The organism is Erythrobacteraceae bacterium WH01K, from assembly GCA_027941995.1.
In the GTDB taxonomy this organism is placed as follows: Bacteria; Pseudomonadota; Alphaproteobacteria; order Sphingomonadales; family Sphingomonadaceae; genus CAJXSN01.
In genome coordinates, this window is sequence record CP115966.1 from 980,060 (window position 1) to 991,818 (window position 11,759).

Below are 11,759 nucleotides of genomic sequence, written 5' to 3' on the forward strand. Positions count from 1 at the left end.
TGCATTCAGAGGATTTGCTCGCCCATTTCCAGCGTCTCGCCATCGGTGATGATGACCTTGTCGCCCTTCTTCGCAAGGGCAAAGACCTTCGCTGCGAACTCGTCCGGCATGCCGACACAGCCGTGGCTGGCATTGCCGTTCTCGACATCCGACCCGTGCAGCGCAATGCCGTCGGTTGTCAGGAACATCGAATAGGGCATCGGCGCATTGTTGTATTTCTCCGACACGTTGTGACGCATCTTGTAGCGGATCGGAAACGTGCCGAGCGGGGTGGGGTGCTTGTCCGTGCCCAGCAGGACAGCCGAAGCGCCGATCTCGTGCCCGCCCTTGAAGACGGAGATGACGCGGGCCTGCAAGTCGACCGTCATCACCAGCTTGCCATCGGCAGGCGCGCGGCTGGCATCCCAGTGATATTCGCCATACTTGATCGGGCCGTGGATCGGCAGAATGCTTTTCACGACGAAATCATCGTCCTTCGCATCGCTGGCCGATGCCTGCTGCAACCGGGCTTCGCCATCGGCCTGCCCGGCAGGGCCCGAGGCGGCGTTTGACGGGACGGTTTCGCTGGACAGCCTCTGCGCCGGGGCGTTGCCGCCATCGAGCTTTGCTTCGTCGACGGGTATCGCGCGGTCGATCGCGGTCACCGTGTCCATTGCCGCATCTTCACCGTCGCCAGCGCCGGCGGCAGCCTGGGAATCCAGCATGGTGCTGGCGAGGGTCGCCCCGCCAAAGACCAGCAGCGTCGCGGCGGTCGCACCGCCAATCCATTTGAGCATAGGGTTCATGAAATGCGGTATGCGCCCTGAACCCGCTCTTTGCCAATGGGGCGAATTGCACCGTCCCGCAGAGAGACGCGCCGCGGCGAGTTCTTAACGCCGCGTGCGGCGACGCGTCACTGCCTCATTTGCCCAGCATCGAGGCCCTGCGCGCCGTTTCGGCTATGGCGATGTAGTCGGCCGAACCGGCAGCGGACGTCAGCGAGGCGACCCAGCTGCCGCCGACGCAAAGCACCGGATCGAAAGCCAGCCATTCCTCCACATTATCGGGACCGATGCCGCCCGTGGGACAGAATTTGCAGGCATGGAACGGCGCGGCGAGCGCCTTGAGCGCTGGGAGGCCACCCGACGCCATGGCCGGAAAGAACTTGAAATGATCGAGCCCGAGGTCGAGCCCGCGCATGATGTCGCCGGCGCTCGACACCCCCGGCAGGAACGGCACGCCCTCACGGATGGCGGCCTTTGCCAGCGGTTCGGTCAGCCCCGGGGAAACGATGAACTCGCTTCCCGCATCGAGCGCAGCTGCGAGGTCGGCCTGTCCGGTCACCGTGCCTGCGCCGACAATCGCGCCCTCGACCGTCTTCATCGCCGCGATCGCGTCCAGCGCCGCGTCGGTCCGCAACGTCACTTCGAGGACCGGGAGGCCGCCCTTGACCAGGGCTTCGGCAAGCGGGACGGCCTGCTTCACATCGTCGATCACGATGACGGGAATGACCGGAGCAGCGCGCATCAGGGCGCCGATATCTTGCGTGGTGCTGGGCGTGTTCATGGCAGCAGCGATACCAGTGCCTGCGCGGATCGACCAGCCTGCCGCATAGCTATTCGCCGCCGGAGCTGCTTTCGGCGGCGCGCCGCTATTCCTTGTTCGTCTCTTCGACGCTGATCGTTTTCTCGAGGAAATCGGTCAGCCCGAAGCTGGTCATGAAGCTTACATCGGCGGCATCGCGTCCCACCCCGATCTTCACGATGTCGGACGGACTTGCCATGCCGGTCGCATCGACCAGGTACCATGCCCCGCCGCCCGGGGTGCTCGTGTCTTCGAGGAAGACCTCTGCCACGGCGTGAAAGTCGGGCGGGTTCACGCCGGGCGCGAAGCAGCTGACGAAACGGGCAGGGATACCGCTGGCCCGTGCGAGGGTGACCATCACATGGGCATAGTCGCGGCAGATACCGCGCCGCTCCACGAAGCTGTCGAGCGCAGTCGTTTGCGGCCCGCTGGCCCCGGGGACGTAGCTGAAATGATCGGCCACCCAGTCGTGCATCGCCATGATGCGTTTGCCGCCGACGAGGTCGCCGAATTCGGCATCGACGAAGGACTGGAACCGGTCGCCCTGGCAGTATCGGCTGTCGAAAAGGTACTGCACCGTCTCGCCCGGCAGGTCGTGCGCGTCCATCTGTCGCAGCGGCTCGATCTCGGTCAGCATCCGGTCGACCTCGATCTCGCACGTATAGTCTACCTTGAAGTGCCCTTCGGCCCGGACCCAGATGCGTTCCCCGATATTTTCCTGCGCCGGCACGCGGGCGAACTGTTCGCTTTTCGTCAACCAGGTATCGGTCGAGAGGAAGCGCTGTTCGGGGATCGCCGCCGCCTCGAACTGGAGCAGGACATCGGTCGGTTGCTTGGCTTCGAATGCGAAGCTGGCGTTGATCTTGAAGGGCATGGGGCACCAACGCGTGAAAACCGCTTACGTTGCGGGCGCACGGCGCAGGATACGAAAAACCCTGCCTTTTGTACCATGTGGGACATTCAGGCACTCAGCCGCCCGGCATACTCCGCTTGCACCGACACACGATGTGCAAGGGATCACGATCATGAAGAACCTCATTCTCGCAGCGACCGGCATGGCGCTCATCTCAACCATGCCTGCCGAGGCCCAGGCCGGCCCGTTCGACAAGCTGAAGAAGGCCGCCCGCTCGGTCGAGCAGACCGCCAGGGATGCCAAGCGCGTGAAGGACGCGGTCGAGGATGCGGAGCGGACCAAGGGCCGCAGCATACTGAGCGGTATCGCCGGATCGGCCGCTTCGAGCAGCGGTGGCGGCTGCTTCTCATCGCACAGCGGCAGTTCCAGCGCCTCTGCCTGCACCGCCAAGGGCAAGGGACATGGCGGACGCGCCGGGCCTGCGCCGGCGAAATACACGGCCATGACGAAATGCTCCACTCTGGAGTTGACCAACGTCATGATGGGACGGCTGGGCGAATATACCTACCAGGAAGGCATCAGCACGCAGAAGCGGACCGGCCTCATCGACCGTGAGCCTGCGGCGGTAAGCGACGGATGCATCCTGCCGTCGATGGGAACCTATGACTCGATCTATTTCGAGGTGGACGAGCAGCAGTACAAGGCCATGGGCAATAGCGACGACTGGGACATGCAGTGCCTCGATTCCCTGACGGGCGAACCGTGGGACCAGATCACGCTCGAGCCGGCAATGAACAGCGTGAAGGGCCGCAACATGCTGCTGCATTGTGGCAATTCGGAAGGGATCGCCGAATGCGCGACCGGCAGCAACCGCGATCGGCAGACGGCCTATCAGAAGAAGCTCAAGCAGCGCGGCAAGACCGCCATTTCGTTCACGATGCACGATTACCATCAGGAATCGGGCCGCGATTACTATTGCCAGTTCTACAACCGCAAGACGGGCACCAGCCTGGTCGGGTTCCACTGGCGCCTGAGCGCCGGCCGCACCTGATGAATTGCGCGTCGCACGCGTCGCACGTCCATCACGAACAGACAGGGGGTAGCGCCGGGGTCTGATCCCTTCCGGTCCTACCGGGCGCGCGGACGGTATCTCCAAGTGTACCGGCCGCGCGCCTGACCGGGGCAGTCGGAGCAGACCCCATGTTCAGACCTCCTGTCCAGGCCCCGCCTCCACCGCGGGCGGGGCCAACCCATCATCACAATCGAAGGAAAACACCATGAAATTTCTCATACCCGCTTTCGCCGCTGCCCTTGCCATCGGGACCATGCCGCAGACGGCAATGGCCCAGTCGAGCGGGGCGGAAGTCGACCGTGACGGGTCGTGTCCCACCGGCTTCAAGTCGAAGGGATCGTCCTGTGTCTCGACCGGCGGCAAGGTTGCCATCACCAAAATCGGCTCCTGCCCCAGCGGCTTCAAATCCTCGGCGAAATACTGCGTCGGCGACAGCGGCGACTATGCCGAAGTGCGCGACGGCGACTGCCCGACAGGTCTCAAGACCAGCGGCAAATATTGCGTGAAATGACCATCTGGCGATGCCCCGGGCATCTTGCCAGAGAGGAGGGCGCGCCTGCCGGGCGCGCCCTCTTGCCAAATGGGCTCCCCCTTGAGGTTTTCCGGGCGCAGCGTAAGCCGGTCGCGGACAGGGCATTGGGAGCGGGGCGTTGACGGTGGCGGGGCAAGAGCCGGATCTGGAATCCATCGTTGCGCGCGCATACAGCGCGATTGCCCGGCCCGATGTCTTCGTCGACATCCTGGAAGATCTCAGCGCGTTCGAAAGCGCGTCGGGCGATCTGGGCGACCGGGCCGAACGCCATTTCGCCAATGCGGCGGAAATCCTCGACAATGTCTATCCCAACGACCGGATCGACCACAGCTTCCTGAACACGCGCAAGGCTGAAACGCTTACATGCGACCTGGCGATCGGGCCTGCATTCCGGATCGCGCAGTGCAATACCGGGGTCTTCGCAGCAGACGATATCGCGCCCGGCGGGGAACTGCCCGACTGGCTGTTCGAACCGGGAAGCGAACGGGCCGATCGCCAGCGGCTGGCCGAACTGTTTTCAGGCGCAGGCGCGGACGAGGAAGGGTTCGGCGGGTTCTTCCATTTCTACACTTCGGAAGAAGACGAGAAGGGCTGGTGGTTCGCTGCGCGGCTGGAGCAGGGGGATGCAGGCGCGCTGGTCGCCTTCGACGCCGTGCGCCTCCGCTGGAGCGAGCGGAGCGGCAAGGCCTTCAGCGAGGCGCTGCGGCTGACCGACACAGAGGTCGCGCTGGTCCGGCACATGGTGTCGGGCGGGACGGTGCGCGAATTTGCCGAACTGCGCGGGCGCTCGCTGGGGACGGCGCGCAACCAGATGAAGGCCCTGCAGCGAAAACTGTCGGTCAATTCCAAGGAAGAGCTGCTGCTGCTCTACGCAGGTTTCGTCCATTCGCTGGAAATCCCGGCGGAGCGGCCCGGCATCAAGACGCATCATTGCCGCCTGCATTACGAAGAGGAACAGGGCGGCTGCATCGCGTGGGAGGAACATGGCGATCCCACCGGCCACCCGGTGCTGTTCTTCCACCCGATAGAAGGCGCGCTGCTGACGCCCGAAGTGGCCAATGCGGCCCGCCGCCACGGCTTGCGCATCATCGCTCCGTGGCGGCCGCATCATGGTGCGACCACGGCTGCGGCGCATGGACTGGCTGCAGCCGAGGAGTTCGCCGACCGCCTGCCGGCTTTCCTGCGGCATCTTGGGGTGGACCGCTGCACGGCGATCACCACCCATGCAGGCGCGCCGTATATGTTCGCCTTCGCGCAGAGACAGCCCGCCATGATCGACGCGGCCATCGGCATCGGGGCTTTCCTGCCGATCTTCGATAAGACGGCGATGGCATCGCTCAGGCCGACCCATCGCCGGCAGATCAGGCTGGTGCGGCTCGTCCCGACCTTTGCCAAGGTATACCAGCGCGCCATGCTGGCGACCATCGGGACGGGCGAATTTCACCGCTTCGTGGAAGAATTCTACCAGGGCTGCCCGCGCGAGCTTTCAGCCATCCAGCGGCCCGGCATGGTCCAGATGCTGCGAAGCGCGGCGACCTATGTCGTGCGCGGGCGGTTTGTCGGCACGGCGGAAACGATGGTAACGTGGTCTGCCGACTGGAGCAGGCTTTGCAGCGGGATCACCGTCCCGGTCCACATGCTGTATGGCGAAGAGGATGCGACCATCGCCCGCGCCGAGGCGGTCCGCGCCTGCACGCATTTCGGCTTCGGCGCGCCGGAGTTCATTGCCGATGCGGGCAGTTTCGTCATGCAGGACCAGACCGACGCGGTCCTCGGCCGGGTCGCTGCCATTGCGCGGGGTTTGTAGACCGGACTAGCCCGCCTGCACCGGAACTCCGAACAGGTCGTGCGCATCGGCGTCCTCGATCCGCACATCGAGAATATCCCCGGCCGACAGGTCGGCGGCGACATTGCGCAGGAAGACCTGGCCGTCGATTTCCGGCGCGTCGGCCTGGCTGCGGCCCGTGGCGCCGATATCGCCGTCCTCGTCCGGTTCGCCCACCTCGTCGATGATGACGGGCAGAGTGCGTCCGACCTTGGCCGCCAGCTTCTCCGCACTGATCCGCGCGGTCAGTTCCATCAGCCGGGCGTAGCGTTCTTCCTTCAGCGTTTCGGGCACAGGATCCGGCAGGGCATTGGCCTGCGCGCCTTCGACCGGTTCGAAGCGGAACGCGCCCACCCGGTCGAGTTGCGCCTCTTCAAGCCAGTCGCACAGGTATTGGAAATCGTCTACCGTCTCGCCGGGGAAGCCCACGACGAAGCTGGAGCGCACGGCGATATCGGGGCAGATGTCCCGCCAGCCCTTCAGCCGTTCCAGCACCTTCGCCTCGTTGGCGGGGCGCTTCATGCGTTTCAGGACGGACGGGCTCGCATGCTGGAACGGGATATCGAGATAGGGGGTCAGCAGACCTTCCGCCATCAGCGGGATGACGGCATCGACATGGGGGTAGGGGTATACGTAATGCAGCCGCACCCAGGGCGGCGTACCGTCACCTGTGTCAAGTTGCCCCAGTTCGCGTGCCAGATCGGTCATGTGGGCGCGGGGCTCGCGCCCCTTCCAGCCTCGCACCTCGTGACGCGTATCGACGCCATAGGCAGAGGTATCCTGGCTGATGACAAGCAATTCGCGCGTCCCGGCCGCGACCAGCTTCTCGGCCTCGCGCAGGACGGCATCGATCCGGCGGCTGACCAGTTTCCCGCGCAGGTCCGGGATGATGCAGAAGGCGCAGGAGTGATTGCAGCCTTCGCTGATCTTCAGATAGCTGTAATGTCGCGGCGTCAGCTTCACGTCGGGCTGCGGGATCAGGTCGACATAGGGCCCCTGGCCGGGCGGGGCGTGTTCGTGCACCGCCTCCACCACCTGTTCGTACTGGTGGGCGCCCGTCACGGCCAGGACCTGCGGATGGGCGGCGCGGATGGCATCTGCCTCGTCGCCCATGCACCCGGTCACGATGACGCGGCCGTTTTCCGCGATCGCTTCGCCTATGGCCTGCAGGCTTTCTTCCTTGGCAGAGTCGAGGAATCCGCAAGTGTTGACCAGCACGACGTCGGCGCCCGCGTAATCGGCGCTCATCGCGTAGCCATCGGCGCGCAGGCGGGTCAGGATGCGTTCGGAATCGACCAGCGCCTTGGGGCAGCCGAGGGACACCATGCCGACTTTCCTGGCGTCGGGCAGGGTGGTCGGGGAAACGGGGGTGGCATTGCTCATGATGCCAGCGCCCCTACACCTGCAAGGGCGCACGCGCTATAGGGCAGGCGATTGCACGAGCAGGAAGGCATATCATGGGCGACACCAGCCTCTTCACGATCATTCTGGCAGGGCTGGCGTTCTTCGTCGTTGGCGCGCTCTGGTACGGTGTGCTGTTCGGAAAGGCTTGGCAGAAGGCCGCGGGGCTGGACGATGCCGAGGTTCGGTCCGGCAACATGCTGAAGATTTTCGGCCTGACCCTGCTGTTCGAACTGCTGATAGCGACCGTCCTTGCCCACCAGTTCGCGATGACCGGAGCCAGCGACCGGGCGATCATGATGATCTCGGTCGGTTTTGCTCTGGGCGTGATGATCCCTGCCATCGGGATCAATTACCTCTATCTTCGCAAGAGCGGCGCGCTCTTCCTTATCGATGCAGGGCACTTCGTGCTGGGCATGACCGCGATGGGCGCGGTGTTCGCCCTGATGAACTAGGAGCCCGTCATTCGGGGCGGCCATTGTGGCCGTCGCCGCGTTCCTCGCCCGAGGGGGTGGGCACGATTTCCACGATGATGTCGCCTTTCTGCAGGTTCTGGCATTCGTCCTCCCAGAAGCCCAGTGCCCTGCCGTTGCGATAGACGCGCAGGCCGCGGCCGCCCGTGGGCAGATCGTTGATAGCGCAGCCGCATTCCTCGTCCGTCACTTCCCGCTCTACCAGCTGGACCCGTCCCGAGACGGAAGCGAGATCGGCCAGGTATTCGGCGATATGCGCGCCCTTGGCACTGCCGGCGAGCAGCAGGCCGGTAAAGCGGACGGGGTTGATGACATTGTTGGCCCCGGCCTGGCGGGCGATGTGCTCGTTGTCGTCGGCCCGCACCACCATGCTGATCGGCACGTTGGGGGCGAGCGCCCGTACGGTCAGCACGATCAGGATCGAGGTGTCGTCGCGCCCTGCCGAAACCAGCACGTTCTGCGCTTTCTCGATCCGCACGGCGCGCAGCGTGCCGTCGCGGGTGGCATCGGCGGTCATGACGTTGCAGCCTTGCGCCTCGGCCTCCGCCAGCCGTTCCTCGCTCGGATCGACGACCACGATCTGCGCCGGGTCGGTTCCCCGCTCGATCAGTTCTGCCACCGCTTCGGAGCCGGAGACGCCATAGCCCAGAACGACGATATGATCCGATAGCTGTTCCTGGATACGCGCCATGCGGAAGCTCTCCCAACTGCGTTTGATGATGAAATTGTAGGCCGTGCCGACGAAGATAAAGAACACCGCGAAACGGATCGGCGTCACGATCACCGCCTCCACCAGCCTGGCGCGGTCGGTTATCGGCGCGATGTCGCCGAAACCTGTCGTGGTGATCGAGATCATGGTGAAATAGATGACGTCGGTGAAGCTGACTTCGCCGTCGAGATTGTCGACCAGGCCGCCGCGGTCCCACCAGTGGATCATGACCACGATTGCGATCAGGAAGATCGCCAGCCCGAGCCGGATGCCTAGATCGCCCCACACGGGTAAGTCGACCGCGCGGCGCAGCGGCTGGAACCGCGGGCCCTTGTAGTGACGCCGCCCGGCGCCTTCGCCAATCTGCTCGATCTGGTCGCTCATTCGGGTTTCACCGCCATTCGCAGGCGGTTAGCTCAATTGCCACGACGCGGCAATTTGCTTGCGGGATCGACGTCGCGGCCATTGTGGCGGATTTCGAAATGCAGTTCGGGCCGGGTGGCGATACCGGCATCGCCCGACAGGCCGATCCGCTCGCCCGTCTTGATGACGTCGCCCTTCTTCACGGTGATGCGCGAAAGGTGGCCGTAACTGGTTTGCCAGCCATTGCCGTGATCGATCAGCACCTGCCGGCCGAAACGGGTTTTCTCAGGCGCTGCGAAGACGACCGTGCCGCTGGCCGCGGCGCGCACCATGTCCGCCATGCCGGTTTCTATGTCGATCCCGTCATGCCCGCGTCCGAAGCCCAGCATTACACGCCCGTCATGCGGCCAGCGAAAATAGGGTTCGGATCGCGGCGCCTGCGGGCGCACGGCGATGGATACTTGCGCCGGGATGATCAGTTTCTGGCCGACCCGGATCGCATTGCCATCGTCCAGACCGTTGGCAATGGCGATGTTCTGCGCCGCAACGCCCGTCCGATTGGCAATGCCGCCCAGCGTATCGCCGCTCTTCACGGTGTAGATACGCTGGCGGGGGATGGCGAGTTTCTGCCCCTTCTGCACGTCGTAGGGTTCGACGAGCCCGTTCGCTGCAGCGATGACGGATGCTGAAACCCCGGCGCGGTTGGCGATGCCGCCCAGCGTTTCGCCTTCCTCGACGGTGTGGACTGTTTCGGTCCGCGGATTGGCGGCGGCAGTGCCTGCCAGCAGCGCGGTTGCCGCAGCGGCGGCGAGCAGGGGCCGCAGCGTCACGAGAAACGCTCCCCCAGATCGCCGAGCGAGGCGTGGTGGGTCAGGTCCAGTTGCAAAGGCGTCACTGCGATATACCCCTCGTCGATGGCTTCAAGGTCGGTGCCGTGATCCAGCGTGTGCTCGATCGCCTGCAATCCGAACCAGTAATAGGTGAAGCCGCGCGGGTCACGCCCTTCGACGACCGTTCCGCGCGAGTAGTCGTGAAAACCCTGCCTTACGGCGCGAATTCCCTTCACCTCGGCTCCGGGCAGGGGCGGGAAGTTCACATTGATCAGCGTGCGCGTGGGAAGCGGTGTCTCCAGCAGCGGGGCCACGACCTTCGCGCCCCATTTGCGCGCGGCATCGAACGTGTCGCTGTCGGCAGCGCCCTCCCGGCTGGTCACCTGGCTCAGCGCGATGGATCGGATACCGGCCAGCGCGCCCTCGATCGCGGCAGATACCGTGCCCGAATAGGTGACGTCGTCCCCCAGATTGGCGCCGCGATTGATGCCGGAGAGGATCAGGTCCGGCGGGCCGTCCATCACCTTGCGCATCCCCATCGTCACGCTGTCGGTCGGGGTGCCGGTGACGGAAAATCGCTTGTCCCCGTGCTGGCGCAGGCGAACCGGGCGGGTGAGGGTGAGGGCGTGGCCCATGCCGGACTGTTCCTCGTCCGGGGCGCAGATCCAGATGTCGTCGGAAAATTCGCGCGCTATGGCCTCCAGCACTTCCAGCCCCGGCGCGCGTATGCCGTCGTCATTGGTCAGCAGGATCTTCATGCCCGCGGCTCCAGCTTCGTGACACCGCCCATATAGGGGGCCAGCACTTCGGGCACCGCAACGCTGCCATCGGCCTGCTGGTAATTCTCCAGCACGGCGACCAGCGTGCGTCCGACCGCGAGGCCGGAGCCGTTGAGGGTGTGGACGAATTCGGTCTTCTTCGACCCTTCAGGCCGGTAGCGCGCATTCATCCGCCGCGCCTGGAAATCGCCCGTATTGGAGCAGGAACTGATCTCGCGGTAGGCGTCCTGTCCCGGCAGCCAGACCTCCAGATCATAGGTCTTGCGCGCGCCGAAACCCATGTCGCCGGTGCATAGCAGCATCTTGCGATAGGGCAGGCCGAGCGCTTGCAGGATACCTTCGGCAGCCTCGGTCATCCGCTCGTGCTCGGCTTCGCTGTCCTCCGGCTTCACGATGGAGACGAGCTCGCATTTCTCGAACTGGTGCTGGCGGATGAACCCCCGCGTATCGCGCCCCGCGCTGCCGGCTTCCGATCGGAAGCACAGGGTCAGCGCGGTAAGCCGCCGGGGCAGGGCATCTTCGCCCAGGATTTCGCCCATGACAGAACTGGTCAGACTGACTTCGGATGTGGGGATGAGCCAGCGATCGTCGGTCGTGCGAAAGCTGTCCTCGGCAAATTTCGGCAGCTTGTCGGTGCCGTACATCGCCTCGTCGCGGACCAGCACGGGCGGGTTGCATTCGGTGTAGCCGTTTTCGCGCGTCTGGCGGTCCAGCATGAATTGCCCCAGCGCCCGGTGCAGCCGCGCCAAGTCGCCGCGCAGGAAGGTAAAGCGCGCGCCGGAGATATTCGCGCCGGTTTCGAAATCCATGCCCAGCGCGGGCGCGAAATCGGCGTGTTCCTTCGGCTCGAAGTCGAATTGCGGTTTCTCGCCCCATGCAGACAGCTCGACATTGTCCGCCTCGTCCTCGCCCTGCGGCACGTCGTCCGCCGGCAGGTTCGGAATGCGGGCCAGCGCATCGCGAAGCTCAGCGTCCAGCACTTTCGCCTCTTCCTCCAGCGCGGGCATGTCCTTTTTCAGCCGCGCGACTTCGGCCTTCAGGCTTTCGGCCTTGTCCGTATCGCCTTGTCCCATCGCCTGACCGATGGCCTTGGATGCTTCGTTCCGGCGGGCCTGGCCTTCCTGCACCTTCGTGGTCAGCGCGCGGCGTTTCTCGTCCAGTCCGACCAGGTGGGCGGATTGCGGTTCCAGCCCCCGGCGGGCAAGGGCGGCGTCGAAAGCGGCGGGATCGTCACGGATCAGGCGTATATCATGCATGGCGCGAAGCTATGGCGCGCAAGCGGTGAAATGAAAAGTGCGGCGTAAAGCCCTGTTGGCAGGAACATAGCCTGCCCTTGAACGCTGGCCCTCTATGGCTATG

12 protein-coding genes are annotated in these 11,759 nt (G+C 64.7%); 4 read left to right on the top strand and 8 right to left on the bottom strand.

What is annotated here, in order from left to right; genetic code table 11:
- Positions 1-5: 5 nt before the first annotated feature.
- The 3 genes from PF049_04835 to PF049_04845 form a co-directional block, all read right to left on the bottom strand.
- Positions 6-785, bottom strand: a complete 780-nt coding sequence (locus tag PF049_04835; protein ID WBY17481.1) for a L,D-transpeptidase family protein — start codon at positions 783-785, stop codon at positions 6-8.
- Between the two features lie 115 nt (positions 786-900).
- Complete coding sequence (gene eda, locus PF049_04840; GenBank protein ID WBY17482.1) at positions 901-1,545, bottom strand: bifunctional 4-hydroxy-2-oxoglutarate aldolase/2-dehydro-3-deoxy-phosphogluconate aldolase; 645 nt, start codon at positions 1,543-1,545, stop codon at positions 901-903.
- Positions 1,546-1,630: 85 nt separating this feature from the next.
- Positions 1,631-2,437: a transglutaminase family protein gene (locus PF049_04845; protein WBY17483.1), complete on the bottom strand. Its 807-nt coding sequence runs from the start codon at positions 2,435-2,437 to the stop codon at positions 1,631-1,633.
- 151 nt (positions 2,438-2,588) lie between these two features.
- Between PF049_04845 and PF049_04850 the strand changes: the two genes are divergently transcribed.
- The 3 genes from PF049_04850 (at position 2,589) to PF049_04860 (ending at position 5,827) form a co-directional block, all read left to right on the top strand.
- A complete protein-coding gene (locus tag PF049_04850; GenBank protein ID WBY17484.1) occupies positions 2,589-3,467 on the top strand; it encodes a hypothetical protein in 879 nt (292 codons plus the stop codon).
- Positions 3,468-3,693: 226 nt separating this feature from the next.
- Positions 3,694-3,999, top strand: coding sequence for a hypothetical protein (locus tag PF049_04855; protein ID WBY17485.1), 306 nt, complete (start codon positions 3,694-3,696; stop codon positions 3,997-3,999).
- A 145-nt stretch (positions 4,000-4,144) separates the two neighbouring features.
- Positions 4,145-5,827, top strand: coding sequence for an alpha/beta hydrolase (locus PF049_04860; GenBank protein WBY17486.1), 1,683 nt, complete (start codon positions 4,145-4,147; stop codon positions 5,825-5,827).
- Positions 5,828-5,833: 6 nt separating this feature from the next.
- On the opposite strand, the gene rimO is transcribed toward PF049_04860, so the two are convergent.
- Positions 5,834-7,228 carry a 30S ribosomal protein S12 methylthiotransferase RimO gene (gene rimO, locus PF049_04865; protein ID WBY17487.1) on the bottom strand — a complete coding sequence of 465 codons (1,395 nt, stop codon included), beginning with the start codon at positions 7,226-7,228 and terminating at the stop codon, positions 5,834-5,836.
- A gap of 74 nt (positions 7,229-7,302) precedes the next feature.
- Here rimO and PF049_04870 point away from each other — a divergent pair, with 74 nt between their 5' ends.
- Complete coding sequence (locus PF049_04870; protein WBY17488.1) at positions 7,303-7,701, top strand: DUF1761 domain-containing protein; 399 nt, start codon at positions 7,303-7,305, stop codon at positions 7,699-7,701.
- 7 nt (positions 7,702-7,708) lie between these two features.
- On the opposite strand, the gene PF049_04875 is transcribed toward PF049_04870, so the two are convergent.
- Genes PF049_04875 through serS form a run of 4 tightly spaced genes read right to left on the bottom strand, consistent with a single transcriptional unit; the run spans position 7,709 to position 11,656 of the window.
- The gene (locus tag PF049_04875) at positions 7,709-8,812 is read right to left on the bottom strand and encodes a potassium channel family protein (protein ID WBY17489.1); all 1,104 of its coding nucleotides are present in this window, start codon (positions 8,810-8,812) and stop codon (positions 7,709-7,711) included.
- A gap of 32 nt (positions 8,813-8,844) precedes the next feature.
- Positions 8,845-9,621: a M23 family metallopeptidase gene (locus PF049_04880; protein WBY17490.1), complete on the bottom strand. Its 777-nt coding sequence runs from the start codon at positions 9,619-9,621 to the stop codon at positions 8,845-8,847.
- Positions 9,618-10,379 (bottom strand): 5'/3'-nucleotidase SurE, encoded by a 762-nt coding sequence (gene surE / locus PF049_04885; GenBank protein WBY17491.1) that lies wholly within the window; start codon positions 10,377-10,379, stop codon positions 9,618-9,620. Before surE ends, PF049_04880 begins: the two co-directional genes overlap by 4 nt.
- A complete protein-coding gene (serS, locus tag PF049_04890) occupies positions 10,376-11,656 on the bottom strand; it encodes a serine--tRNA ligase (protein WBY17492.1) in 1,281 nt (426 codons plus the stop codon). The genes surE and serS overlap by 4 nt, the downstream gene beginning before the upstream one ends.
- Between the last annotated feature and the right edge of the window lie 103 nt (positions 11,657-11,759).